This is a genomic window from Cysteiniphilum sp. GTC20157 (assembly GCF_055396795.1).
Genome location: NZ_AP044698.1, coordinates 1,141,067 through 1,162,505 on the forward strand (window position 1 = coordinate 1,141,067; position 21,439 = coordinate 1,162,505).

The 21,439-nt window shown below is 36.5% G+C and carries 22 protein-coding genes; 1 reads left to right on the forward strand and 21 read right to left on the reverse strand.

Translation table 11 applies throughout. From position 1 onward, the window contains the following. Positions 1-64 precede the first annotated feature (64 nt). The 14 genes from ACZ5V8_RS05145 to ACZ5V8_RS05210 all read right to left on the reverse strand — a co-directional run bounded on the left by ACZ5V8_RS05145 (position 65) and on the right by ACZ5V8_RS05210 (position 14,159). Positions 65-424, reverse strand: a complete 360-nt coding sequence (locus ACZ5V8_RS05145; RefSeq protein ID WP_440617482.1) for a hypothetical protein — start codon at positions 422-424, stop codon at positions 65-67. 4 nt (positions 425-428) lie between these two features. Beyond that, positions 429-1,460 carry an MFS transporter gene (locus tag ACZ5V8_RS05150; protein WP_464218626.1) on the reverse strand — a complete coding sequence of 344 codons (1,032 nt, stop codon included), beginning with the start codon at positions 1,458-1,460 and terminating at the stop codon, positions 429-431. A 28-nt stretch (positions 1,461-1,488) separates the two neighbouring features. Then, positions 1,489-2,016, reverse strand: coding sequence for an NADPH-dependent FMN reductase (locus tag ACZ5V8_RS05155; protein WP_464218627.1), 528 nt, complete (start codon positions 2,014-2,016; stop codon positions 1,489-1,491). Further along, a complete protein-coding gene (locus ACZ5V8_RS05160; RefSeq protein ID WP_464218628.1) occupies positions 2,013-2,984 on the reverse strand; it encodes a pyridoxal phosphate-dependent aminotransferase in 972 nt (323 codons plus the stop codon). Before ACZ5V8_RS05160 ends, ACZ5V8_RS05155 begins: the two co-directional genes overlap by 4 nt. Further along, positions 2,974-3,609 (reverse strand): O-methyltransferase, encoded by a 636-nt coding sequence (locus tag ACZ5V8_RS05165; RefSeq protein ID WP_440617384.1) that lies wholly within the window; start codon positions 3,607-3,609, stop codon positions 2,974-2,976. Before ACZ5V8_RS05165 ends, ACZ5V8_RS05160 begins: the two co-directional genes overlap by 11 nt. Continuing rightward, entirely contained in the window at positions 3,602-4,153 is a 552-nt protein-coding gene (locus ACZ5V8_RS05170; RefSeq protein WP_440617382.1) for an NAD(P)H-dependent oxidoreductase, read from the reverse strand. The genes ACZ5V8_RS05165 and ACZ5V8_RS05170 overlap by 8 nt, the downstream gene beginning before the upstream one ends. Then, positions 4,143-5,060: an NAD-dependent epimerase/dehydratase family protein gene (locus ACZ5V8_RS05175; protein ID WP_464218629.1), complete on the reverse strand. Its 918-nt coding sequence runs from the start codon at positions 5,058-5,060 to the stop codon at positions 4,143-4,145. Before ACZ5V8_RS05175 ends, ACZ5V8_RS05170 begins: the two co-directional genes overlap by 11 nt. Further along, the gene (locus ACZ5V8_RS05180) at positions 5,057-6,673 is read right to left on the reverse strand and encodes a hypothetical protein (protein ID WP_464218630.1); all 1,617 of its coding nucleotides are present in this window, start codon (positions 6,671-6,673) and stop codon (positions 5,057-5,059) included. Before ACZ5V8_RS05180 ends, ACZ5V8_RS05175 begins: the two co-directional genes overlap by 4 nt. Positions 6,674-6,805: 132 nt before the next feature. Further along, positions 6,806-8,023: an ATP-grasp domain-containing protein gene (locus tag ACZ5V8_RS05185; RefSeq protein ID WP_464218631.1), complete on the reverse strand. Its 1,218-nt coding sequence runs from the start codon at positions 8,021-8,023 to the stop codon at positions 6,806-6,808. Between the two features lie 323 nt (positions 8,024-8,346). Continuing rightward, on the reverse strand, positions 8,347-9,156 hold the full coding sequence (locus tag ACZ5V8_RS05190; protein ID WP_464218632.1) for a PAS domain-containing protein: 810 nt from the start codon (positions 9,154-9,156) through the stop codon (positions 8,347-8,349). A gap of 398 nt (positions 9,157-9,554) precedes the next feature. Continuing rightward, complete coding sequence (locus ACZ5V8_RS05195) at positions 9,555-10,418, reverse strand: PAS domain-containing protein (protein ID WP_464218633.1); 864 nt, start codon at positions 10,416-10,418, stop codon at positions 9,555-9,557. A 26-nt stretch (positions 10,419-10,444) separates the two neighbouring features. Then, a complete protein-coding gene (locus tag ACZ5V8_RS05200) occupies positions 10,445-11,725 on the reverse strand; it encodes a PAS domain-containing protein (RefSeq protein ID WP_464218634.1) in 1,281 nt (426 codons plus the stop codon). 83 nt (positions 11,726-11,808) lie between these two features. Next, a complete protein-coding gene (locus tag ACZ5V8_RS05205) occupies positions 11,809-13,725 on the reverse strand; it encodes a non-ribosomal peptide synthetase (RefSeq protein ID WP_464218635.1) in 1,917 nt (638 codons plus the stop codon). A 299-nt stretch (positions 13,726-14,024) separates the two neighbouring features. Next, positions 14,025-14,159: a hypothetical protein gene (locus tag ACZ5V8_RS05210; RefSeq protein ID WP_464218636.1), complete on the reverse strand. Its 135-nt coding sequence runs from the start codon at positions 14,157-14,159 to the stop codon at positions 14,025-14,027. A gap of 614 nt (positions 14,160-14,773) precedes the next feature. Between ACZ5V8_RS05210 and ACZ5V8_RS05215 the strand changes: the two genes are divergently transcribed. Then, complete coding sequence (locus tag ACZ5V8_RS05215; RefSeq protein ID WP_464218637.1) at positions 14,774-15,079, forward strand: helix-turn-helix domain-containing protein; 306 nt, start codon at positions 14,774-14,776, stop codon at positions 15,077-15,079. A 99-nt stretch (positions 15,080-15,178) separates the two neighbouring features. On the opposite strand, the gene trkA is transcribed toward ACZ5V8_RS05215, so the two are convergent. The 7 genes from trkA to ACZ5V8_RS05250 all read right to left on the reverse strand — a co-directional run bounded on the left by trkA (position 15,179) and on the right by ACZ5V8_RS05250 (position 21,410). Then, on the reverse strand, positions 15,179-16,552 hold the full coding sequence (gene trkA, locus ACZ5V8_RS05220; protein ID WP_464218638.1) for a Trk system potassium transporter TrkA: 1,374 nt from the start codon (positions 16,550-16,552) through the stop codon (positions 15,179-15,181). After that, positions 16,549-17,124: a cob(I)yrinic acid a,c-diamide adenosyltransferase gene (locus tag ACZ5V8_RS05225; protein ID WP_464218639.1), complete on the reverse strand. Its 576-nt coding sequence runs from the start codon at positions 17,122-17,124 to the stop codon at positions 16,549-16,551. Before ACZ5V8_RS05225 ends, trkA begins: the two co-directional genes overlap by 4 nt. 11 nt (positions 17,125-17,135) lie before the next feature. Then, positions 17,136-17,762: a 23S rRNA (uridine(2552)-2'-O)-methyltransferase RlmE gene (rlmE, locus tag ACZ5V8_RS05230; RefSeq protein WP_464218640.1), complete on the reverse strand. Its 627-nt coding sequence runs from the start codon at positions 17,760-17,762 to the stop codon at positions 17,136-17,138. 73 nt (positions 17,763-17,835) lie between these two features. Then, positions 17,836-18,120 carry a type II toxin-antitoxin system RelE/ParE family toxin gene (locus ACZ5V8_RS05235; protein ID WP_464218641.1) on the reverse strand — a complete coding sequence of 95 codons (285 nt, stop codon included), beginning with the start codon at positions 18,118-18,120 and terminating at the stop codon, positions 17,836-17,838. Continuing rightward, positions 18,108-18,344 (reverse strand): hypothetical protein, encoded by a 237-nt coding sequence (locus tag ACZ5V8_RS05240; RefSeq protein ID WP_440617358.1) that lies wholly within the window; start codon positions 18,342-18,344, stop codon positions 18,108-18,110. The genes ACZ5V8_RS05235 and ACZ5V8_RS05240 overlap by 13 nt, the downstream gene beginning before the upstream one ends. Positions 18,345-18,460: 116 nt before the next feature. Further along, positions 18,461-19,588, reverse strand: a complete 1,128-nt coding sequence (locus ACZ5V8_RS05245) for a calcium:cation antiporter (protein WP_464218642.1) — start codon at positions 19,586-19,588, stop codon at positions 18,461-18,463. 232 nt (positions 19,589-19,820) lie between these two features. Then, positions 19,821-21,410, reverse strand: coding sequence for an FMN-binding glutamate synthase family protein (locus ACZ5V8_RS05250; protein ID WP_464218643.1), 1,590 nt, complete (start codon positions 21,408-21,410; stop codon positions 19,821-19,823). Between the last annotated feature and the right edge of the window lie 29 nt (positions 21,411-21,439).

The following is a 21,439-nucleotide window of genomic DNA, read 5'->3' on the forward strand; positions in this document are numbered from 1 at the left end:
TGTAAACCGCGTAGTATTATGTTTCCTTGTAGTTATAAAAACAAGATCATTGAGTTTTGCTGCTCTAATACACCAATTCAATCGTGGTGTTATTCTCAAATAGATGCATTATCTCAGCATTAAAATCGCCGCTTGGATTAAAAACTTTGAAGATAATCGCCTCATCATCCATAAATGTCAAACAGCCTTCATGATATTGATTGTCATTGTCATAAGTCACCTGAGTTAGTCGTGACCAATCCACATGGAAATGATGGGGGCTATTTTGTACATAAAGGGTATCTTCTGTTATGCTTGTTTTTAATACAATACCACCGACTAAATCCACCGAAATCGCATCGGTTTTAAAGGACACAATTAATTCCGACGCTTGACGTAGTTTTTGAAACACCATACGTTGTGTTTTATTAGCTTTCTTTTTCATAAATTTACCTCGTAAACAAAATGATGGCAAACGTGCCTAACGCCCCACCCAAAAATAAACAAGTACCATAGATGGAACTGGCACTGCCTTTATAATCGGTAATGCTGTTCATTGCTTTACTAACAAAAATCGGTAGTAATAAGCCCATACTATTGATATATAAGACAAATGCGAGACAAAAGAGAAAAACTTTTGTTACATGCAGATAGACATTCGCTAATAACAAAGCGGTCATTAGCAATAAAAACAAGCCTAATCGAAACAAATAATGATCCACCTTGTTTGCAAAAACAATATTGACGATTTTACCTAGCTGCCCCAATAAGACTATAAGTAAAACCGTTAATCCATATTTTTTAAAAGTAAAATGATTCAACTTTTCAAAGTATATGGGGCCAATCGCGGTCATCGCCATCGCTCCCATAAAAACAACCGCTGCTCCCATCGCATTTTTCAGCAATACCGATGAATGCTTAAAATGATAGTAAAGCCCATGAACAATGTTGATTGACTGACGATCATAATGGGTTTCCTGCACCATTGTTTGTGTTACTAAAAAACAGATGATTTGCGTGAAAAGCAAGCTGTAGAAAATCGCTTGCCAATGCGTTGCTTCCATAATCAACGCACCTGAAAGTGGCGCAATTGCCGGCAATACGCCGAACATTAAGGCAAAGATAGAAAATATTTTCTTCAATTCATCTTGTGGATACGATTCTGAAATGATCACCCGACTTAATCCCATCAATCCACCCGAGCCAATACCTTGCAGTAATCTTCCTAGTAAAAATAAAGTAAAATGGTTAAAGCAGATGCACAGTGCATTGCCCATGAAAAATATTATATGAGACATCATCAATGCTTTTTTGCGACCAATGCCATCCGAAATGCAACCGGTCAATATATTGGCGATCACCATGCCAATAAAATATAAGGTGATGGTAAATTGAATATAAGTAATCGTCACGCCATACAGTTTGCCCATGACTGGTATGGCCGGTAAATACATGTCAGAGGCCATGAACGCTAACATCATATTGAACAACATGATCACTAGCAACATATCACATTTCCAATTGTTCAAGCATATCACTTAGCCTCAAGGTGATTTCCTCGTCCTGTAAGTTTTTTTGATTCTCAATCAAGGTGAAATCCTGTGCGCCGGTAATAATATGAGTTTGAATGTTGGTGCCATAAAGCGTGCGAATAATACTTCTAATATGCACACATGCAGTTGCCCCAGCTCTAACATTCCCACATTGGATAATGACACCCACTTTTTTGCCGCGAAGCTGATCGTAAGCCAATAAATCTAAAGCGTTCTTCAATACCCCCGATATGCTGCCATGGTATAAAGGACTAACCAATATTAATGAGTGAGCATGCTTGATCATATCTAGCCAAACCTGTACATTATTATCAGGGAATTGTTCTGGTGCTTTGTGATATTGCGGTAATTCAAATGGTAAATTAAGCTGCCTAAAATCTGCAACGGCTACCGGATTATTCTTCATAACTTTAATCGCATTAATGATCGCTTCACAATAAGATGATTCACCCAAGGAACCATTAACAAGTAATAAATTTTTCATTGTATATTCCTCAACAATGCCAATGCCATATTAATTTTACTCAGACCTGCTGCAAGTATGTCCGTTTGCACGCCTAAATTTATCCTTAAAAACGCTTTATCTTGATAACTTAAGTCTATTACTACAACACTATACTTAGCTAAAAGCAAATCTTTTATCAGGCAACTTTCAATCCCAAATTGACTCACATCCAGTAATAAATAATAAGACGTTTCTGTCAAGGGCAAATGATAAATGCCATGCTGTACGCAAAATGAATGACATAAGTCCCTATTTTTTTTCAGTAGCTGCATGATGCTTTCAAATTGAACGCTAAAATTGATGTTCTCCAATTCTAGAAGCGATGACGTCGGCACCCCTAACGATAATGCATGTAAACGCCTTTTCAATGCGGTAATATTATCGCTAGAAGAAATCACCCAACCCAACCTAATACCAGCTAATCCAAAGAGCTTAGAAGCACTGCCGATAGTATATAAATTATGCTTCGCAATACTATTTTCAGATAATAATGATGCCGTATACGTCTCCGGCGTAATATAAACATCATCACTGATCACAGTAATATCTTCACTCCATTGACCAATGTTAGCCTCTTTCACTAAAAAGCCAGTAGGATTATTAGGATAATTCCAAATGAAGACACTCTCTGGATGACACTCAACATCATATGGATTTTGATAGTCGTAGTCATTCAGCTTAAACACTAACTCTCGCAGCAAGCAGAGATACCCACCATAACAAAAATCGGGAAGATAGATGTTTTTATGCTGTAAATCCAATAAAATAAGCAACAATGCGTAGGTTGCCCCCGGCACGAATAAGAAATTCTCAGGCTTGATTTCGACATGATATTGTTCAGACAACCATTCTAATAACCTTAAGTTGATAGTATTGTTTGGATAATTTGAAAGCGTCATATCGATATTATTGCTATGTATAGCGCCTAAACCTAAATTAATTAGCATAGATCGCCCCTTCCTTTAACACTCTAATCCCCGAATGATCAATCGGTACATCAATATAATCATTATTTATGGCGCTTAGTTCATCAAAGGTCGCTTTGAATTTTGGTACACAAACATCATGAAAAAGATGTAAACAAGACTTGTGACGATTGTTCACTTTTGCCCGTTGATACAAATCAACATACAGATGCTTGCCTTTATCCTTATCTTCGACATCATAAAAGATTAAATCGGCCTCTATTGGAGAGACTAGGTAGTCACCAGCATCCATCGTTTTGAAAGTCTTGCTAATGGACGGGTACACGGTGAAATTATATTTGTTCCTATCGATATTCTCTGCGTCAATATCAACACAAGTAATGTCAATATTGCTAGTATCATGTATGAGATAAGAAGCCGCAATGCCTTCATATGATCCTAATACCAGTATTTTTCTAGCATTTGTTAATGCCGCTAAACTAAAGAGTAATCTCCCCATTAATTGAGTAATGGTTGTTGATGAAATCGTATATGTTTTTTTTATATGCCTCTCGATGACTTCTAATTGTTCATAATCAAGGTGTTTTATGGGGTGAGAGAGTATCTTACAAGCTAGCTCATTAATTGTCTGTAAATAACTATACATTAGCGTTACCAACCTGAAAAAGTGTTTGTATTTGCCCATAAAGACTAAGATAAGATGATTTAACATCAGGATTGTTGGCATTCCTAAAGTTGTTAAATTGACACGGGCTATCAATCAAATTAAATCCGAGTAAATGGGCACTGGTTTCAGCTTGCTTGGCGGCATTTTCAGTCGCAGTGGTATCTGAGCCCACCACGACAATACTGGTGTCTTTTTGTTGATAATATTCATTGGTTTGGGTTGTATCATTATAATTAACACCTCCCAATAAATCGAGAAAATTTTTGCTTGCTCCCGATAACCCACCCCAATAACCGGTTAAGAACAGCATAAGCTTTTTGGCGTGATCAATCTCGTATTGTAACTGAGGTAAATAATCGTTCAATGCTTTACCCTCAAATAAGGGTATAGGAAGCATAGAGAGATCAATAGCTTTTACCGACATAAATTTTTCCAATAAGGTCTGACTATGTGTCATTAATTCTCGAGACAATGATTTTGTTTTCTTCATACTGGTACTAATTAATAAAATATCAAAAGGCATGGTGGTAGTAATCCTTAAAATCGTTTAATAGAGAAAATGCGTATTCGCCCGTTAGCAATGACAACATTTTATCATTATTAATTAAGGGCCAATCGACACTCGGTTTATCTTTAGTCTTTAGTTTGATGGAAGGATTGTTAAGCAAACTAGCAAAAAAATGGCGCAATGGCTTACAACCCATGCGATTAAATAAACTCATATTGATAATCTCATGGCTAACTTGCTCATTTAATGATAAATCACAGAGCAACTTCGCTAGCGTTTTATTGTACATTACATCTTCTAACCCATAATAATCGATTTCAAAATAGTGCCCATTTAGCAGTGAATGGAATAATTGATCGATCATTTTCGTTCCATAGCTGCCCCCTTCGGGGTTTGATTGCCCAAATATGCCCGTTGGTCTTAAAATTAAATAGTCTTTCTTCCATTCATTAACGAGATACTGTTCACATTTATATTTAATTTCTCCATAGGGAGTGGTTGGGTTGACTGGGGTGAGTTCATTACATTCAGTAAATCCATTTTCCGTTGCGTACATACCATAAACAGAAAAACTACTCATATAAATTAAACGCTCGATAGTCGTCTTGCTAATATTCTTAATGAATTGTGTTGGTTCATCGTATAAATGGCGTTGCCCTAACGATCGATCACGATCGACCGTTTCGGCATTAATGCCTGTCGTTAAGATGACCATTTTCGGTTGGGTATTTTTAATGACGGTGTTAACGGCTTCACGATTAGTAATATCGAGTTTTATTAAATTGATGGAGCGTTTACCTCGAAAATAGTGAAGTAAATTCGACGGTGGCGATTTATCGAGCACGGTCACTTGATGATCCTTGGCTAATGTATTTACTATTTGAGAGCCAATTTGACCACATCCCACAACTAAGATATTCATTTTCCTAAATACTCATTCAAATTAACGGCTGGGATGTCTTCTAAATCAATTTCAGGAATATAAGCCGGTAATTTCGGCGAGATACTGTTGAAATCTATAGTTAGATGTGGTGCTTGTAGTTTCGTTTCGTAATATTGAATACCATTAGTAGCACATTGACTCACACAAATAGCCAACCCTTTTTTAAGATAAATTCTTGCTTGCTCAGTTTTTTTCAACCCCAGATAGGCAATGGCAATCACTCTGCATAACTTTTCTTCTAAAAATGGTTGCGCTAAATCGTTTAGTGCCGCTAAGCTCATCTTCAAAAACGTTAATGCTTGACTATAGTGCTGCATTTTAAGTTGTAAAACACCTAAACGATAATTAATATGACAACTTCTTAAGTCATATTTGTTTAAATCGGCAATGCCTTGGTAGTAAGTAGATAATAAATTAAACGAATCACTATATTGCTTCCTCATTTCCATGAGAAAACTGGCATTGGAAATCAAATTCGACTTTAAATAAATAGCATTGTTATTATAATTATTGGACAAACTAGAAAGTGAATGGCACAGGGTGTTATAGATCTCATAAAACAACACTTCATCGTCATTTTCTTTTAATTTAAGCGCTTTATACAAACAAAGACCGTTATTTAGCCAAGCTTGTTCCAAATGATAATGATGGCTATCGGTCTCATTGTTGATTTCAAAAGACCTTAAGCCATTTAAGCCTGCATCATAGGCAGCGACTGCGGCTAAAGATTGTCTTTTTCGCTTTTGCAAAATCAGCCCCTTTGCATAATAAAGTGAAGCTTTGAAGATCGGGTCATCACAATAGGCGAGCGCATCTTGTAAAATCACAAGTGATTCATCATATAGCCCCATATTGACATAGGCCAAAGCCAATAACTTTAACGCTTTATAATCTTTCTTATTCTGACTTAAAATACTATCTAAAATTAATATACAATAATCATAATTTTGTATAACGAGTTCAGCAGATGCATTAACGATAGATAACGATTTTTTGTTAAGCTTAGGTAATGTAACCGCTTGGTTATTATTAAAATCGACAGACGGTTTTATATAATCAAGTATCCTGGAGAATAATAGTCGTCTCGATTTATTAAAAAGTTGTTGTTCATCATTTTTAAATGGATCGTGTGTGAAGATCCATTGCCATGCCTTTGATCCTCCCCCCAAAACGATAACACGCGTAAAAACTTTGATTGATGGTCTATCTATTCGGCAAAACGAGTAAAGGTGAATATCATGCTGTTCTACATTTTCAATAAGTAACAAAATTAACCGAGCGGTACTATCAATAATATCAGCCGTAAAAACACTCTCACGACTGATCCGCCGAATCACAGCGAAAGCCACCGAAGAACTGTTGATAGCAGTATGGCCCAGAGCATGGTCACTGGATTCTGCATTAACGATTTTATTAATCTTAGCAATTTGCGTAGTAATATCAGCTTTAAATGCACTATTTTTGGTTTCTTGACCTAATGCCTTTAGAAATACAATAACGGCATAAAATGAAGATTGCTCATCACTAAAATTAAAACGCCATGCCTGAGGTTGAGCTTCAGTTTTACCGAAGCTCCAGTTGATAATCGGCATCAAAGCTTACCACGTTGCCGCTTGAGCAGCTAACTGGGCTTGCTCTTCCGTCATGGCACTTTTCAGTTCATTGATCATATCTAACATACTATTCAAATTATTTTCTTGATCATTCATTACTCTATTCCTTCTTTAAATATTAAACTGATTAAACATCGTTAATAAACACTTATTATCGACATCTAATGCTTGGTGACAATCGCTACACATAAAGATCTGCATGACAACAGCCAATATTCTGTGGTTAGTTGTCGTGTGATCGTTATGGATAACATTTACTTTATAGACGGTTTCTAAATCATAAATTGGTTTGAGATCGGGTATGCTGAACTCAGCTCTTTTATTCTTTAGATTAACCATTCTATAAAGCAAATTCTTTTTAATCGGTACTGCTTGCTCGTAAGCCGCTAAATGTAGAAACTCAGATATTTGATCGTGGTTGTCTCTGGCAAGTTGCATCTCATTCAATCCACCATAAATACCAGACATCCTAGCATTGAGTTCAATTAATTCAATGATGGCTCCTTTCATCTTAACTTCTATATGAGCCAGACCGGTACTAAATCCAGATTGTTCCAATATCCATATCGCAAACTCGGCAAGTTTTTTGGCATCACTCGATTTTTTACCGATGTTTTCAGAATAAAGATAGACGGGTTTATGATTGATGATGTTTTTTTCATAGCGACCAATGGAAACCACTTTATGGCGATTATTAAAAGAAACCGTATCGATATAGTATTCTTCACCATCAATATATGCTTGCAATAAAAAAGTTTGCTCTGGACATTGCTCAATACAGGTCAGTAACGCTTGTTCACTGGGTTTGATTAAAACGTTTTTGCCAGAAGATGAATTTTTAGTCGGCTTTAATACCACTGAACCATGGTGTTGCGCATAAAAATCCTGTAAAACTTTTTTATTAACTGTTGCAGCTTTAAATGTGATCGCCGCAAGACCTGCACCAAATAGTGATAGTTTGTGATTGAGTGCGTGCTTATCATAGCGAAGCGGGCTAGTACTTTCGCTGTTAGCGCTCAAGGGAAATAACTGATTAAATACCTTATCTGCATGGGTTACTGTCGCTTCACCATCATGTCCATAAATCCCACCAATAAAGTCAAATTCATGTTTGAGTGCATTAATTGTAGCAACATCGGCATCAACATCCTGCTTGGAATGGAGCACCAGAATCGGTAATTTTTCATATTGATAGAATGGAACGCTATAAGTGCTAATAGTCAATACCACAACATTAATATTAAAAGCCTTAAATCTATCAATAGTATAATGTGGACATGTCACCAAATCAGCGATAATGATGGCACGCCGTTTTTTCTTCAATTCCATAATATGGGTTCCTTTACAGTAAAACTCAGTGAGTCATGTAAACCGCATAGTATTAAGTTTCTATTGAAGATTAACGCAAACTCCTCAGTATTACCTGATAGGTCGCTGAAAGTGCAAAACTCTACATCTCCATAGCATGTTGGAATGGTCACCTCTGTTTTATAATGTTTTATACCACTTTCCATATACTCTCCATTACCCCTCATAGATGACACCTAAAGCGCTAAAGCATTGTAACTTGTATCAAAATGTAACAATATCCCTAAAAAGTAGGGAACTTTCAAAAAAGGAAAAACTTCAAACAGAAAATGAGCAAATAAACATTAGCGGTGAAACTTATTCATGAGCGCTTGTGATCGCTCAAATTGATATTTAACTCGGTGCTTGAAACAATCCTCAATCATCGTTGTTGTACAGTGGTAATTTAATCTGAATCTGATTTGCTTGATATAGGTTTTAACCGTTTCAATACCAATATTCATGTGATAGGCAATCATTTTCATTTTATAGCCCGACAAAGTCAGATAAAGCACATCCAACTGTTTTACCGATAATGCATCGACAACATCGTGATAAAACTTTTGTGCCTCAACAGTTAAGCTAATAGCAGAGCCATTTGTTAGGTATTGCGATTTTTTATGCAAATCTGGACGCAGAAAATCGCTGTCTGCAACGACTTCGATATCCTGATCAAAGGTGAAAAGTCCTTCCTTGTTTTTTTGCAACTCGAGTTCCAGATTTTTGCGCTCAGTAATATCAATAGATAGCCCAACAATCCCAATGACATTATTATCATGGTCAAAATAGGGTGCTTTCTGAGCAAGGTAGTGTCTTGTCAAACCTTTTTCTACTGTTGTTTCTTCTAGTACTAAAGTCCTTCTAGTAGTAATAACACTTTGATCATTTTCTTTTAGTTGCTCCGCTTTTTCCGGCCATATATCAAGGTCATTTTTTCCTACGATCTCATGAGGGTTTATACCGCTAGCTAGATTGAATTCATTAGTTTTTAAATAATTTCCTTTTTTATCTTTCCAATACAACACACCTGGAATCATATCTAAGATCAAGGCTTGTTCTTGTTGATTTGAGCTGAAAGAGCTATCAAGACATCCAAAGTTAACAAATTTGCCCATAGTTTTTCCTTAACCTATTCACACACGATATATATTACCGTATTCACTTCTATAAATCATATGTATAAGTTAGCGTTATACTTAAAAAATAGTAATCAATAAAAATTAGTGGCTATGACTATATTCGAGCCCACTTTGATTGTGTAAGCGCTGGCTGAGCGTAAGTCGAAGCCTCTATGGAGTGTGATTTTCCTCAAGCTTTCCCACACTTCGACTGTTGCTCAGTGCACCGCTTCGACTGATGCTCAGTGCATCGCTTCGACTTACGCTCAGGGTACGATGAACACTTGTGGGTGAATATTTAGTCTTAGCCAAATTAGTCGTGTTTTAATTACCCCTCATTCACGCAACATAATAAGTGGTACAACTTATTCTTTCATTACATTGGAATATAAACATTAGCGGTGAAACTTATTCATGAGCGCTTGTGATCGCTCAAATTGATATTTAACTCGGTGCTTGAAACAATCCTCAATCATCGTTGTTGTACAGTGGTAATTTAATCTAAATCTGATTTGCTTGATATAGGTTTTAACCGTTTCAATACCAACGTTCATGTGATAAGCAATCATTTTCATTTTATAGCCCGACAAAGTCAGATAAAGCACATCCAACTGTTTTACCGATAATGCATCGACAACATCGCGATAAAACTTTTGTGCCTCAACAGTTAAGTTAATAGCAGAGCCATTTTTTAGGTATTGCGATTTTTTATGCAAATCTGGACGCAGAAAATCGCTGTCTGCAACGACTTCGATATCCTGATCAAAAGTAAAAAGTCCTTCCTTGTTTTTTTGCAACTCGAGTTCCAGCTTTTTGCGCTCGGTAATGTCAACAGACACACCAACAATACCAATTACCTCCCTATTTTTATTAAAGAGGGGACTTTTTCTTGATAAAAAATGCAACTTTTTGTCACTTTCGTATTCGTCATATAAGCTTGTTTGTTTAGATATTTTAATTTGAGAATCGTGATCGATGACAATTTCTGCAATATGTTTAGGAAAAAGTTGACTATCTGTAGCTCCTAAAATTTCATGAATACTCTGCTTATCATGAAACTGAGCAACTGCTTGATTGCAGGCTAAATAGTCACCATCCAGTCCCTTCCAATAAATATGAGCATCAAGACAATCAATAACTTGCTGTAATTCATAAGCTATATTTCCACCATCAAGCAACTGTTGTTCAAATGGAGCCATTGTCTGTTGAGTCTCTTTGAATGTTTGTTGTAAATATTGGTTATTATTTGCTAGCTTCATCCATAACCCCTCTAGCTTAATTAAATTTAATCGCTGACCTCGTTAATGATTGCTGTGAGCTTTGGTGCTTTGTCCTCATAGTACACTTTTTTAAAGGGTAAGGTAAATGACAACTGCTGCTGATCAAGTATAGCATCATTTAATTCTTCTCCATCACATAGTAGCTCGATGTAAGAATTTGCTAATGCTAGCTCATAAGCCAAACTATGCTTACTGCCTGGGATATGATTAAGTGAGTGATTAATCAAATGCTCGGCACGAATCGTATCCCCCTCAATCTCTAAAAAAGGCGTTCCACCACCAAAAGAAAAAGTGACATACAAGGTATCGCTTTTAAAGCTCGCTTTGGCAGTAACGGTTAAATTGATATCATGATTATTTTTTGCACTTACGGAGTTTGTGAAGTTAGATAGAAAGGTGCGAACAATATGACGCAGCTTAGCATAATCAATTAATAGTTTTTGACGTGCTAATGGTGCAATCTGATACACAACTTTGGTTTTTAAATCACTGCTGATAAAAGTGTTGGCAAGGCTAACTTCATTCTCAATTATTTCTTCCAAAGTTGACTCAACGGTTACGATTTTCTGACGTTCATCTTGCTGCAAAATGGCGGTATTAATCTTCTGATATAGCGTATAAATTTCTGATAAGCTTTCATTTACTTGATAAAACTCATCGTTTAGATCACTACGCACAGTTTGAGGAATATCTAACTGCATTAATCGCGCTTCAATGTTCTCTATCGACTCGGAAATTAGCTTAAGTGCACTAATATAATCATAGCCATATGACTTAATATAGTGCTTTTGAAAAGCAAGTCGCTTCTCAAGCTGGTTTTTTTTATCTCGTAGCTCGAGTTCAAGTTTTTTACGCTCGGTAATATTGATAGAAACACCAATGGTACCTAATATTTTTTGATTTAAAAGAAGTGGGCTTTTCGTGGAGATAAAGTGCAATTTTTCATTCTTTGCCGTTATAGTGTCTTCATCAATAGACAACGGAATACCAGTTTCTATTACCTCTTGATCATTTTTGCGATGCAAATTTGCCATATCTTCTGTTGTTAAATCAAAGTCGTTATGTCCTATAATTTCATCCATTGATTTCTTGCCATACAGTGCGAGCATTTGTGCATTGCATCCCATATATATTCCATTTAGATTTTTCCAGTATATAGGGGAGTTTAAAGAATCAAGAACTTCTTGAAACATTATGATCTGTTCTTCAAGCTGTTTCACCCTGTTTTCACTTTGCTCCAACTGATTGTTTAGCTGTTCATACTTTAGATGATTCACGTTATCCATTGATAGCTATCCTTATGTTTTTAAATATTATACGTAACCAAAAATCTATTATGAAGCTTTTGTTTAGGGTGTTTTTTGCAAAATTATCCAACATAATGAGCAACAGTTCTGTATTTCCTTTGATAGTATTGGGGGGCTTTGACAGTATCAGATGTCCCGTTTTGATGAGTATACATTTGTTGTAGTGCGCTACTGTCTAGCTTGCCATTTATAGTTAGTGGAAACTTGTCTAAGTGAATAAATTTTTGAGGTAACATATAAGGCGGTAACTTATTTGATAGAGCTTTTCTTAAAAATCGATGGCAAAGAGGGGTAAGGCTAACATAATATGCAATTAAGACATCTTTGTATTCATTCTTATAATTTTTAGATTGAACCATAACTGCACTTTGTTGAATATCTTTAACTTTGATGAGTCTGGATGCAATTTCATCAAGCTCAATGCGATATCCTCGAATTTTTACCTGAGCATCATTACGCCCAATATATTCTAAGTTGCCATCAGGTAACCATCGAACTAAATCTCCCGTTTTATATAAACGTGTATAACCTTTTTCGATATCACTTTGACTGGCAAATGGGTTAAGAATAAATGATTTATCGGTTAGCTTAGACTGTCTCAAGTACCCCCGCGCGACACCTAAACCACCGATATAAAGCTCTCCGACTACTCCTGTAGGAACTATATTTTTCCTAGAATCTAATACATAAACTCTCCTATTGGAAAGAGGTTTGCCTATTGGCACATTTTCAATAAAATCTTCTTTGCATGGGAACACTGTTGTAAAAGTAGTTGATTCTGTTGGACCGTAGCCATTGAGAACTACTTTTGGGGTATAACTACTATTGATTAATTGCGAAATTAAATTTGCATTTAATGCCTCTCCTCCAATAACCAAAGCATTCAGTTTTTGAAACATATCGGGCTTGTTAATATATAAATAATCAAATAAAGTTTTAGTTAACCACAGTGTTTTAATATCATGAGCATTTAAAGCTTGCTCTAATCTATATGGGCTTGAAATTAATATTCTTTGGTAATTAGGAATAAATAATTTGCCTCCACTTAACAAACTAGTATAAATTTCAAAGGTAGAAGCATCAAATGCTGAATTTGATAAAAACAAAGTATTTTGAGGCTCTTTTATGCTAATGAGGTCTTGATTAAATAGTAATGAATGGATACCCATATGCTCAATCATTACGCCTTTAGGATTTCCTGTTGTCCCTGATGTATACATCACATAAGCCAGTGAATCTGAGCGACTGTAATAGGTGTTTAGGTCTAAACGAGAGTCCTCAAAGTAAGTCTGCTGATCTAGCGATAATAGAGTAGGCATTAAGCTTAAACCTTTAATAAGTTGAATTAATTGACTCTTAATGTCTGATTGTGTAAGTATCATTGAGAATTTTGTGTTTTGTAAAATATAATGAACACGATCCTTTGGATAAGACGGATCAATCGGTACATATGCGCCTCCTGCTTTTAAGATACCTAATATTGCAACAATCATATCAATGCTTTTTTCCATATAGATTGCAATAAGCGTATCTGGCATAAGTGACTTATTTTTCTTTTGACAATATTTCTTTCTAATATATCGAGCCAGTTGATTAGATTGCTCATTTAATTGTTGATAGGTTAACTGCTGGTCATGATGCACCACAGCAATATTATCTGGTGTCTTTTTTGCTTGCTGTTGAAATAACTCATGTATTGTTATGTCTGTTGGATAAGGCTTATCAGTGTTGTTCCAGTCATACAGCATTTTGTGTCGCTCATTTTGAGATATCAATGCATAATCACTTAGATTGCTGTTTGCTTTAGATACGACAGAATCAATTAATCGCTCAAAATATTCGACAAAATACGCAGGGATATAGTCACTATCACAATAGATATAATAAGCTTGCGCATCGAGATCATAGATAAAGGTCAATATATTTGATGTGAGCTCAATGCTTTCCGTATGAACATCCCATGTTTTTTTATCAATCATCGATACATTAGGGTAGAAATCCATTGCGATCTTTTGAGTCGTTCTCTGATGAGCACAATCCTGTTGATATTGCTTGGCAATGTTGCTTAGCAGCTCAATAAAGGTCAGTGAAGATGACAATTTTACTTTAAGTGGATAAAAGTTGGTGACTTTTTGGTTGGTCTTAGGATAGGAGATGATATTTTCTTTTAAAGAAAAGCATCTTTGCATAAATGTGGCAACGATGCCACTAAAAAAGATAAATGGCTTTATGTTGTTTGACCTTAAATAATCAGAGTATTTAACTGTATTAATTGAAACTAAATGCATTTCCTTTTTTTTTTTACTTCTTTATCTTCAATAGCATGACGATATTTGACAATATCATTTTGTGTGCAGTCTTTTAAATAATCAGACCAATAGGTATTGTTGATTGATACTTGTTTGTTTTTCATAACTAGTTCCCCTTTAGTTATTATGGATATTGAATAAAGTTAATGACTTATCACAAACCACTTGCCAATCGATTAATGTCAAGCCATTAGTAATAAGTAAAGCTTATAAATGAAATGGTCAGATAACCATGATGTTGTTATTACATTTAAATTATTTTGATTACATGTATTCTTGCAACAAATCGATTACCCCACGCATCAATACTTATAAGCAAAATATATAATACCATTGGTTACTAATAACTCAGTAATAAAAATGTCAATCTTGCTAAGAAATCTTTGGTTTCAGGTGGTAGAGACTATATAGGAATCTACAGAAGAGTACATTTTGACTAAAGTGGAATATAATTAAAATTTATATCAATATGCTATTGCATTAGCTTAGGAAAAGTGTATTATCTTCTTTGTGGAAGATTTGAGGCGTTTGGGTCATAATCCTTGCGTTTTATCTAGTTCCTTCTAGTTTTATGGGGGTTAACGCAGTCAAGATGGGGGCTTAACTATGACCCGCTATTATCGTAACGGGTTTTTAGTTATATGGCAAGAATAACTTGCTATTTTTTAGCGTTTAGTTATAATTTTTACTTATGAAGTAGGTCATTAGGATCGGAAATATGGGAAAGCTTGATCACGACTTAACCTATACCAATACTGACAACACAGAGTGTGAAAGACAGCTTAAGCTTGTTGGCTTTAATCTCAGAAGGTATATGTTGAGTAAAGGCGTCAATAGTGTGGAGCTACACAACAACTTAGGCATTTCTACCGGCACAGTAAGTAAGATTGTAAATGGAAAATGCATGCCTAACTTGTTGACAATCTATAGCATAACGCAGTATTTAGAAATTAAAATTGATGACTTGTTTAATGATCCTCATTCAACACCCATTAGGGATAGTCAGCATAGTAAGCTAGCTTAGTTAAGTATCTACTTCAACCAACAAAGCATACATTGTTTAAGCACTACAAATCATATGACCGTGCTTCGGTAACGCTATGTGTCAGATCGTGTGAGAAAATTACAAGAAAACAGGTAATACCTGAAAGAGTTTTTCAATCGTATAAACATGGTCAAGGTCAGTAATCGTCACAATGACGTGATCCCCTGATTCAATCACGTAGTGATCATGTGCGACTAATATAGTGTCATCGCGAACGATAGCGCCAATAATAATTGCTTTAGGTAAGTTCAGTTCACTGATCTTTTTACCGACAATGGGTGAGCTATCAGCAGTTCCATGCACCACAATTTCGCAAGCCTCCGCATGCCCTCCATATAGGGAGTAGATATTTAGCATATCGCCTTTGCGTAAATAAGTTTGAATCACACCAATGGTGATTCTCTGTGGTGAAATCGCGCGATCAATGGTATGTGTTTCATCAACTAAAGCCGCATAGCTTAGACTATTAACCAGAGCGATAGTGCTTTTAGCACCCATTTTTTTAGCTAACATCGCAGACATGATGTTGGCCTCGTCATCATTGGTCACCGCGCAAAAAAGGTCGGTATCATCAATGCTCTCAGCATTTAATAACTCTGCATCTGAGGCATCACCTGAAAGCACGGTGGTATTGTTTAATGTTTCAGCGGCTAAATGACAGTTTTCATAATTGCGTTCAACGATTTTAACTAAGTAATCATTCTCAAGTTTCTTGGCAAGCCCCATACCAATATTGCCACCACCTGCAATAAATAGTTTACGGAACGCGGTTTGTTGCGGTTGGAATTCGCGTAAAATGGCAGGGATATTAATGCGTTCAGCAATAAAAAACACTTCATCTGCTTTTTGTAAAACCGTATCAGCGGATATAAGCAGGTTTTGCTTCTTGCGATAGATGGCAACGACACGCGCATCAATATCAGGAAGCTCTTGTCGAAATTCACGAATACTCATGCCATGAAGTGGTGAGTCCTCGGCAATTTCACTCCCTGCTAGTTGCAAGCGACCATTGGCAAAATCAACAATCTGGAAGCTGCCAGGATGCTCAACTAAACGCACTAAGCGTTGAGTAACTAACTCGGATGGGTTAATAATAAGGTCAATCGGAATATTATCATTATTAAAAATTTGCGGATAGCGTGCGTAGTTTTTATTACGTAAACGTGCGATTTTCGTTGGGATTTTAAAGAGGCTATACGCAATCTGGCAAGCAACAATATTAACCTCATCGTTATTTGTTACCGCAATAATCATATCCGCATCATTTGCGCCTGCTTCTTCAAGAATGTTGGGGTGTGATGCCGAGCCACAGATCGTTTTGACATCAAAGTGATTTTGAATATGTCTTAGTCGTTCAGCTTTTTCATCAACGACACTAATGTTGTGATCTTTTTGTAAATTCTTAGCCAATGAACTGCCGACTTGTCCGGCACCTAAAATGATGATTTTCATAATTTTTCCTGCGTTTTATGACTTTTGTGACTCTTCCATAACACTTCATCATGCTGATCTAGCTGATTAAAAAAACGTGCCAACACAAATAAATAATCAGATAATCGATTTAAAAAACTTAAAATAAGTGGGTTATACGCTTTTGCCTGATCTTGAGTCAAGGCAACATAGTGGCGTTCGGCTTTACGTGCTATGGTGCGCGCCTGATGGCTTAAAGCTGCACACTTCGATCCACCGGGTAAAATAAACTCTTTTAACGGTGGTAAGGTTTCATTCCATTGGTCAATCTGGGCTTCAAGCACCACAATGGCATGATCTGTTAGCTGACTAAATTGAGGGAAAGATAGCTCGCCACCAATATTAAATAAATGATGTTGGATATTTTGTAATTGTCTATTGATCTCAAAATTGTTTGAAAAAGCGACAATGACACCAATAGCAGCATTTAATTCATCAATCTGCCCAATGGTTTCAATAATCGGCGCACATTTATCAATGCGAATATTGTCTGAAAGGGCAGTGGTGCCTTTGTCTCCGGTTTTGGTGTAAATTTTTGATAGCCTATAACCCATGAATAGTATCCTTAACGTTTATTAAACCCAATCACATAGACCTCACGTGAGCGAGCACGAGATGCATCTGGCTTACGAATAACGACTTTTTGAAAACGTTCTTGAACGGCTTTTAGAAAGGGGGCAAAGCCTTCACCTTGGAAAACTTTAGCTAAGAAATTGCCATGTGATTTTAGTGTATTATCGGCAAAATCAAGTGCCAATTCAACCAGATACATCGATCCGGCTTGATCAGTATTACGATTGCCACTCATATTTGGTGCCATATCAGAGATCACCCAATCAATAGACTCGCCTTTTGTTAATTGCATTAAAGCCTCATAAGGCTCGTCTTCAGTAAAATCTCCTTGAATAAAGGTTACATCAGGCAAAGGATCCATCTGCAAAATATCTAGGGCAAATACCTTGCCTTTAGAACCAACGAAATCCGTTAAAACCTGTGACCAACCACCAGGAGCAGCACCTAAGTCAACAACGGTCATGCCTGATTTGAAGAGTTTATCTTTTTGCTGTAATTCCATGAGTTTGTAAGCTGCGCGTGATCTTAGACCATCTTTTTTAGATTGGCTAACATAATGATCATTATGATGTTCATCAAGCCAGCGCTTGCTACTTTTGCTATGTTTGTTTTTTGACATTAACAAATAAAGGTGTCGTGCTAATTAATGTCAACAGTATATCACCTAGGAAAATATACAGTAGCTTACTTTTTTACTTTTTCATTTTTTGATGTAGAAAAGAAGTAATGATGATTTCGTCTTGATTTTTAATCCAATAAGAAATTAAAAAAGGAAAGTCATACACAATATATTCCCTTAACTCGGGAATCTCACCTACCATACGTGAGGCATGTTGATTTAATGAAATATACTTTAAAGCACTTTCAATACTGTCCATGAAGCGCATAGCCACAATTTCATCAGCATATTTTAAATACCAATCAACATAGTCTTCAAAGTCGTTAAGTGCCTCAAGTGACCAGTTTATTTTTTGCATTTACTAAATACTCGTGAAACATCGTGTTCTGTGGCAATCTGAGCATTTTTTGCTTGTTGCAAGCCGAGTCTCATTTTCTCAACTTGCCAGTTTCGTAGCTCTTGCTGTCTACCAAGTTCTGCCCAATATAGAATTTGTTGCGGTACTGTGCGATAACCTTTTTCTGCAAAACCTTTCGTTTCATTAACAAATTCTTCAGGAAGTCTGACTGATATAAATCCCATGGTAATACTCCAAAGTTTGTCTCATGTGGAAAGGTTAGAGCAAATTGTTGCAATTTGCAAATTTCTTTTAGAAGGCTATTTTAAATTTTGCTAAATAGTTGCTTTTTTAGGTAAGTTTATAATTGCGATAAAGGCTGAGCAACATCGAAAATCAACGCAAAGTAAATAATAAAGACACTCAGAAGTACCATGCCATTAAAAACACTGGTGCGTCGTGAGGTAAAGGTAACCAAAGCAATTAAAAAGGTTAGTACCATAATAACAATCGATGTACTATTCAATCCAAGAACTAATGGTTGACCAAGGACAAGGCTTATTACAAGTACCGACGGCACGGTAAGACAAATAGTAGCAACGGCGGAGCCCATGCATAGATTGATAGAGCGCTGTAGTTGGTTCTTGTATGCGGATTGAATGGCGCTCACACCCTCAGGGGTTAGCACTAAAAGCGCAATAATAAAACCACCTAGCTTACTAGGAAGACCTGCCTCTTGAATACTGAACTCAAGAAAGCTTGCGAGATTTTTGGATAGAGCAATCATCACGACAAGACCAAGTAGTAACATAATGACATGATAAAGTACTGAGCCCATTGGGTTGTGGTGTTCCTCATCAGCATCGTCTTCATGCCGATACTGAAAATAATCTTTATGTGTTACGGTTTGTTTAATCAAGAAAACAGCATAAAGGATCACACAAACAATAATGACGACAATGGATTGACTTAAGTTAAAAGTGCCGGCATCAGTCGCAACCGTATAATTAGGAAGTATTAAGCAAACGGTTAATAAAAGAATAAGCAAGGAGATATAGATGTTTGCACCTTCGGTATTATACATTTGCGTGTTATGTTTAATGCCGCCTGTTAATAGACTAAGTCCAGCAAAACCATTAACAGCAATCATAATCACAGCAAACATCGTATCTCTGGCAAGCGTTGGGTCACCTTTGCCAATAAGCATCATCGTAATAATAAGTGCCACTTCAATTGAGATAACAGAAAGTGTTAGAATCAAGGTGCCATAAGGCTCACCAAATTTTTCTGCTAACCAATCAGCATGTTTGACTACATTAAAGGCGCAAACAAGCATCACTGCAAAGATAACAAAGGTTATTGCTGCAGTTGCAAAATGACTAATGTTATATGGATCCAGACTTGAAAAAACCATATTCAATAGAATAAAGAGGGTAATCGGTAAAATAACGCCATATTCGGTTTTAATAAAACTTATTGTTTTGTGCATTTTACCTCCTGCTTATTCAGTTATTTAAAATTTTAAATCAGTTTCTTGTATGATTACGCTTTTGGTGAACTAAAATTGAAGCCTATTGCTTAACGCAAAACGCAATAAATAGCAAAAATGTTAGCAATAATTCATCGGTGGATACCTTACAATCTTTAGTTGCTCACTTGCAAGTACTTTTTAGGAAGAAGCCATTATAAAGGAGGTTTCGCTCATAATCTAAAGCTTGTTTTTAAAACTGATCAGCTAAAGCCTGTTGCCAGTATTTTGCATATTGAATTGGTAAGTTAGTATCATCTAGTAAGCTACCTTTTTTAAGGTATTGATAGACTTCATCTAGTGATTGCACGGTTTTTTGATCAATACGACGCATAACACGTGACGCTGAAAGCTCGCTTGGGTTTTTAAGTCCCATGGCACCAACTAGTTCAGTAAAACTTTTCACTGTTGCATCATGAAATCGGTAAACTCGTTGCTTCTTATCATCAATATCGAGTGCTTTGTACAATCGTGGGTTTTGCGTGGCAACGCCTGTTGGACAGGTATTACGATTGCATTGTTTGGATTGAATGCATCCCAAGGATAGCATCATGGCTCTGGCGCTATTGATCACATCAGCACCTAAGGCAATACGCTTGACCATGTCAAAGCCTGTAGCAGTTTTACCGCTGGCAATAATGCAGATATGCTCGCGAATGCCACAACCAACCAATGCATTATGGACAAACGCTAAAGCATCTTCAAGTGGTACACCAATATGATTGACGTATTCTTCAGGGGCGGCTCCTGTACCACCTTCAGCACCATCAATGGTAATAAAATCAGGGAAAATTTGTGTTTTCAACATGGCTTTGCAAATGGCGAAAAACTCGGTTTTGCGACCTATGCACAGTTTAAAACCAATGGGCTTGCCACCTGAGAGCTCTCGCAGCTTCTGCACAAATTGACATAGTTCAACAGGTGTTGAAAAAGCAGTATGAGCGGGAGGTGATAAAACATCCTCACCCATCGGTACATCACGAATCTTGGCAATCTCAGGGGTGAGTTTCTCCTTAGGTAAAACACCGCCATGCGCTGGTTTTGCTCCTTGTGATAGTTTAATCTCAATCATTTTAATATCATCATACTGTGCTTGAATAGCAAATTTTTCTGCGTCAAAGCGTCCATCTTTGGTTCTAAAACCAAAATACCCTGTCCCAATCTGCAGACATATATCACCCCCTTGGCGATGAAACTCTGTTAAGCCACCTTCACCTGTGTTATGACAGAACCCACCAAGCTTAGCACCTTTATTAAGTGCCATAATTGCATTTTTAGATAAAGCACCATAACTCATGGCCGAAATATTTAAGCGTGATGAGATATAAGGTTTTGTGCATTGATGATTGCCTATTTGAATTTTAGGGTTAACATCTTTTGGGTGAATCGGTGCTAGTGAATGCAAAACCCACTCATAACCTGGTTGATTAATATTTCGCTCGGTACCAAAAGGAAGTGTGTCTTCAATGCCTTTAGCGCGCTGATAAACTAAAGAGCGAGTTTGTCGATCAAATGGTCGTTCACTTTGATCTGTCGCAACAAAGTATTGTTGGATCTCAGGACGAAAGAACTCCAAGATAAAGCGCATATGCCCAAGGATAGGGAAGTTGCGCAGTATAGTATGCTTTTTTTGTGTTACATCGTAAATGGCAACAATAATAAGCGCAATGATCACTATACTCATCGTAATCTCACTGTGCAACAAAGCTAAAAAAGCAAGAATAATGAGTAAGACAATCCCAAATCCAATATACCATTTTCTACGTTCTGAAATGTGAAACATAAATATTCCTTAATGTTTAGTCTTATGTT

Excerpts from the sequence above, each read along its gene's own strand:
- ACZ5V8_RS05185 (WP_464218631.1), bottom strand. The coding sequence starts at position 8,023 with ATGGAATTGAAGAAAAAACGGCGTGCCATCATTATCGCTGATTTGGTG.
- ACZ5V8_RS05190 (WP_464218632.1), bottom strand. The coding sequence starts at position 9,156 with ATGGGCAAATTTGTTAACTTTGGATGTCTTGATAGCTCTTTCAGCTCA.
- trkA (WP_464218638.1), bottom strand. The coding sequence starts at position 16,552 with ATGAAAATCATCATTTTAGGTGCCGGACAAGTCGGCAGTTCATTGGCT.
- ACZ5V8_RS05170 (WP_440617382.1), bottom strand. The coding sequence starts at position 4,153 with ATGCCTTTTGATATTTTATTAATTAGTACCAGTATGAAGAAAACAAAA.
- ACZ5V8_RS05235 (WP_464218641.1), bottom strand. The coding sequence starts at position 18,120 with ATGCAAAAAATAAACTGGTCACTTGAGGCACTTAACGACTTTGAAGAC.
- ACZ5V8_RS05240 (WP_440617358.1), bottom strand. The coding sequence starts at position 18,344 with ATGGGATTTATATCAGTCAGACTTCCTGAAGAATTTGTTAATGAAACG.
- ACZ5V8_RS05210 (WP_464218636.1), bottom strand. The coding sequence starts at position 14,159 with ATGAAAAACAAACAAGTATCAATCAACAATACCTATTGGTCTGATTAT.
- ACZ5V8_RS05175 (WP_464218629.1), bottom strand. The coding sequence starts at position 5,060 with ATGAATATCTTAGTTGTGGGATGTGGTCAAATTGGCTCTCAAATAGTA.
- ACZ5V8_RS05215 (WP_464218637.1), top strand. The coding sequence starts at position 14,774 with ATGGGAAAGCTTGATCACGACTTAACCTATACCAATACTGACAACACA.
- rlmE (WP_464218640.1), bottom strand. The coding sequence starts at position 17,762 with ATGTCAAAAAACAAACATAGCAAAAGTAGCAAGCGCTGGCTTGATGAA.
- ACZ5V8_RS05180 (WP_464218630.1), bottom strand. The coding sequence starts at position 6,673 with ATGCCGATTATCAACTGGAGCTTCGGTAAAACTGAAGCTCAACCTCAG.
- ACZ5V8_RS05225 (WP_464218639.1), bottom strand. The coding sequence starts at position 17,124 with ATGGGTTATAGGCTATCAAAAATTTACACCAAAACCGGAGACAAAGGC.
- ACZ5V8_RS05250 (WP_464218643.1), bottom strand. The coding sequence starts at position 21,410 with ATGTTTCACATTTCAGAACGTAGAAAATGGTATATTGGATTTGGGATT.
- ACZ5V8_RS05145 (WP_440617482.1), bottom strand. The coding sequence starts at position 424 with ATGAAAAAGAAAGCTAATAAAACACAACGTATGGTGTTTCAAAAACTA.
- ACZ5V8_RS05245 (WP_464218642.1), bottom strand. The coding sequence starts at position 19,588 with ATGCACAAAACAATAAGTTTTATTAAAACCGAATATGGCGTTATTTTA.
- ACZ5V8_RS05195 (WP_464218633.1), bottom strand. The coding sequence starts at position 10,418 with ATGAAGCTAGCAAATAATAACCAATATTTACAACAAACATTCAAAGAG.
- ACZ5V8_RS05160 (WP_464218628.1), bottom strand. The coding sequence starts at position 2,984 with ATGCTAATTAATTTAGGTTTAGGCGCTATACATAGCAATAATATCGAT.
- ACZ5V8_RS05150 (WP_464218626.1), bottom strand. The coding sequence starts at position 1,460 with ATGATGTTAGCGTTCATGGCCTCTGACATGTATTTACCGGCCATACCA.
- ACZ5V8_RS05205 (WP_464218635.1), bottom strand. The coding sequence starts at position 13,725 with ATGATTGATAAAAAAACATGGGATGTTCATACGGAAAGCATTGAGCTC.
- ACZ5V8_RS05155 (WP_464218627.1), bottom strand. The coding sequence starts at position 2,016 with ATGAAAAATTTATTACTTGTTAATGGTTCCTTGGGTGAATCATCTTAT.
- ACZ5V8_RS05165 (WP_440617384.1), bottom strand. The coding sequence starts at position 3,609 with ATGTATAGTTATTTACAGACAATTAATGAGCTAGCTTGTAAGATACTC.
- ACZ5V8_RS05200 (WP_464218634.1), bottom strand. The coding sequence starts at position 11,725 with ATGGATAACGTGAATCATCTAAAGTATGAACAGCTAAACAATCAGTTG.